Raw genomic sequence first — 3,480 nt, 5'->3', positions numbered from 1 at the left:
AAAACTCCGTTTGGCTGAGGAAATCCGCCAGCTCGTCCAGGGATCCCTGGGCTGTGAGGTCGATGGTTTGGTGGGCGGCGCGGGCCCGCTGCCGCTGTTTCTCCATTTCTTGTTCAAAGCCCTCCAGATCCACACTGAAGCCGTGTTCCTGGGCGATTTCTTGGGTCAGCTCCAGCGGAAAACCGTAGGTATCGAAGAGCTTGAAGGCGTCGGCGCCGGAGATCTGCTTTGGCGAGCCGCTGTCGCGACGGGAAGATTCGACGGCAGTAAACAAATCCAGCAGCAGCCGTTCCCCCCGCTCCAGGGTTTTGAGAAATTGCTCCTCCTCCCGTTGCAGCTCGGTCTTGATCAGGGTTTCTCGCTCCCGCACCTGAGGATAGGCAGCCTCGGCCAACTGAATCGCGGTCTCGATCACCGGGATGGTGAAGGGCTCGCCGATCCCCAGCAATCGCCCGTGGCGCACCATTCGCCGGATCAGCCGCCGCAGCACATAGCCCCGATCCACATTGGAAGGAAGCACCCCATCGGCAATCAAATGCATCACTGCCCGCGCGTGATCCCCGATCACCTTCAGGGAGATTTGCTGCTCCGGGTCGGCCTTGGAGTAGTTCAGCCCGGCGATCCCAGCCGCCGTTTGAATGATGGGAAAGATCAAGTCTGTCTCGTAGTTGTTGGGCACCCCCTGCAACACCTGGGCCAACCGCTCCAACCCCAGGCCGGTGTCGATGTTTTGCTTGGCCAGCGGCATCAGGTGACCTTCGCTATCCCGGTTCAGCTCCATGAACACCAGGTTGTAGATCTCCAGAAAGCGGGAGTCATCCTCCAAGTCGATCCGCTCATCCCCCAGCTCCGGCTTGAAGTCGTAGTAAATCTCAGAACAAGGGCCACAGGGGCCGGTGGGGCCGGCAGCCCAGAAATTATCCGCCTCTCCCATGCGCTGGATGCGGTGGGCCGGGATCCCTATCTCATCTCGCCAGAGGGCAAAAGCCTCCTCATCTTCGCGAAAGACGCTCACCACCAGCCGTTCCGGGGGCAGGCCGAACACCTCCGTCACCAGCTCCCAGGCCCAGGCAATGGCCTCTTTTTTGAAGTAGTCGCCAAAGCTGAAGTTGCCCAGCATCTCGAAGAAGGTGTGGTGGCGCGCCGTTCGGCCCACGTTCTCGATGTCGTTGGTGCGCACACATTTCTGGGCCGTTGTAACCCGTGGGTACTCCGGATCCCGTTGCCCCAGGAAAATGGGCTTAAAGGGCAACATGCCGGCAATGGTCAGCAGCACCGTCGGATCTTCCGGCACCAAGGAGGCGCTGGGCAACACCTGGTGGCCCCGCTGAGCGTAGAAGTCCAGAAAAGTTTGCCGAATGGCGGCACCGGAAAGCGCTGGAAACATGACAGGCGAAGATGGCTGTATTCATCAATTCTAAGTTTTCCCTCTGCAGGGCAGTCCAGCCCTTGTTGTTCTCCTCTGTTCCACCAAACCCCATCCGCCGAAAACCTAAGCGATTTGTCCGATTAACCTCAGGGCGGGCAGACGCTAAGATCAGCCTATCTGAGGCAGTTGTGCAAGATTTGTTTCTTCTTGGTCTAACCTGTATGTATCTCTCACAACTTGCCTGCCGACTTCTTGGCTCCGTCTCGGTTGTCCGGATCGCCAGCCGGTAACCCCAAACTGGTATGCCCACTTGCTACTGCCTTAACCCTGCCTGTTTGCACCCGGAAAACCCGGCGGATGCCTCTACCTGTGCCTCTTGTGGCCATCCCCTGCTGCTGCGCAATCGCTACCGGGCCTTCAAGCGCATCGGCCAGGGGGGATTTGGCTCTACCTTTTTGGCGCGGGATGAGGACATGCCCTCCAAACCTTGGCGGGTGATCAAGCAGTTGCGCCCGGTCGAGGGATCCCCGCAACTGGCCAAGCTGGCGGAGGAGCTCTTCAATCGCGAGGCCCAAGTGTTGGAGCGCCTGGGCGAGCATTCGCAGATCCCCAAGCTCTACGCCCACTTTCAGGAAGGCGGCAAGTTCTACTTGGTGCAGGAATTTATCCAGGGCACCACCCTCTCGCAAGAAATGCGTCGCAATGGGCCCTTTTCCGAAGAACAAACCCGGCAGGTGATGCAGGAGGTGCTGCTGATCCTCAGCTATGTCCACAGCCAAAACACGGTTCACCGAGACATTAAACCTGCCAACCTGATTCGTCGCAAAGAAGATGGTCGATTGGTGCTGATCGACTTTGGGGCCGTCAAGCAGCTCGGCCCGGGCCAGGATTCGGCAGAAGAGGCGACGGCCATTCGCTCGCTGGGCTTTTCTCCCCCAGAGCAAGTAGCCGGCCAGGCGGTCGGTCCCTCTAGCGATCTCTATGCCTTGGCTGCCACCTGCATCAACTTGATGACGTTGGAATCTCCGGCCAAGTTTTATAACCATGAAACGGGGCAGTGGGATTGGTCGGATTGCCTGCAGCTCAGCCCGGAATTCGACGCCATTCTGCACCGCATGTTGCAGCCGGCCATCAATCAGCGCTTTGCCACCGCCACCGAGGTCTTGCGGGCGTTGCAAGGGATCCCGGTGGAAGAGGCAGGCGGCCCGATCTCTCAGCCGATTGTGTTGCCCAGCTCTCCCCTGTCTGCCAATCCCAGCACATCGGTGATCTCCGGCTACTGGGCCAAGCGCCGCTCAGGCGGTTTCTCGCCCACACCCCTACCTCAGTTCACTGCAGGGGGAATGACAGCCAGCAGCCCGCTATCCATCCCCTCTGAGTGGGGGAGCACCACCGGTTTTACCCAACTGGGCCGAGCCAGCAGCATCACAGGCAGCGGACGGATCAAGCCGGCTACCCCACCGCGGATCCCTTCCATGGCGGGGGCCGATCTACGGGGCAAGTCCTTTGCCAACCAAAACTTGGCCGGCTATGATTTGCGCCAGGCCGATCTGCGGGGGGCCGATTTCTCAGGGGCCAACTTGCAGGGGGCGGATCTGCGCGGCATCCTCTTCAACACCCCTCAACCCTACTGGCTGCGGGTTTTGATCCAACTGTCTGGATCGGCCAAGACGTTGGGAGGGATCCTGACAGGCTTGGGGGGGCTGCTGGGCTCAGGGATCCTGGCCTTTTTGCTTGTCCGCCTGACCACGGGCAATTTGGTTTATGCGTTAGGAGCGGCCGGGATCGCCTTGGTGGTGGCCAGCTCGGTGATCTGGTCGATGGGCGGTGGGGTTCGTTTGGCTCGATACCCAGAAGAAAAGAGCAAGCGCTTTACCAACTTTTGCAAAGCGGATCTACGGGGGGCGCGGATGGACGAGAAGCTACGGAAGTTTGCCCGTCGGCAGGGAGCCATTTTAAGCTGACGCAGGGCGGATTGCGGATCTGGCGGATCTGGAATTTTGCGTTGCGATCTTTAACTTTATAGATCTTTAATAGTTCTATAGTTGTTTCAGGTTAGGATGAGACGTCTGGGCTACTGCTCGCGCCAGCGGGACGGAGTCCTATCGCGC

At 59.4% G+C, this 3,480-nt stretch carries 2 protein-coding genes; one reads left to right on the top strand and one right to left on the bottom strand.

From position 1 onward, the window contains the following. Positions 1 to 1,387: alanine--tRNA ligase (alaS, locus tag NW815_RS04725; protein ID WP_414415764.1), on the bottom strand; the 1,387-nt coding region annotated here is incomplete at its 3' end. Positions 1,388 to 1,671: 284 nt separating this feature from the next. Here alaS and NW815_RS04720 point away from each other — a divergent pair. Further along, complete coding sequence (locus tag NW815_RS04720) at positions 1,672 to 3,333, top strand: protein kinase domain-containing protein (RefSeq protein WP_414351885.1); 1,662 nt, start codon at positions 1,672 to 1,674, stop codon at positions 3,331 to 3,333. Positions 3,334 to 3,480 lie beyond the last annotated feature (147 nt).

The organism is Synechococcus sp. R6-7, from assembly GCF_047461695.1.
GTDB lineage: Bacteria > Cyanobacteriota > Cyanobacteriia > Thermostichales > Thermostichaceae > Thermostichus.
The sequence above is the reverse complement of the archived record's forward strand: the minus strand, read 5'-3'. Positions and strand labels throughout refer to the sequence as shown.

Coding starts and splice junctions, on each gene's coding strand:
- NW815_RS04720 (WP_414351885.1), top strand. CDS start 1,672: ATGCCCACTTGCTACTGCCTTAACCCTGCCTGTTTGCACCCGGAAAAC.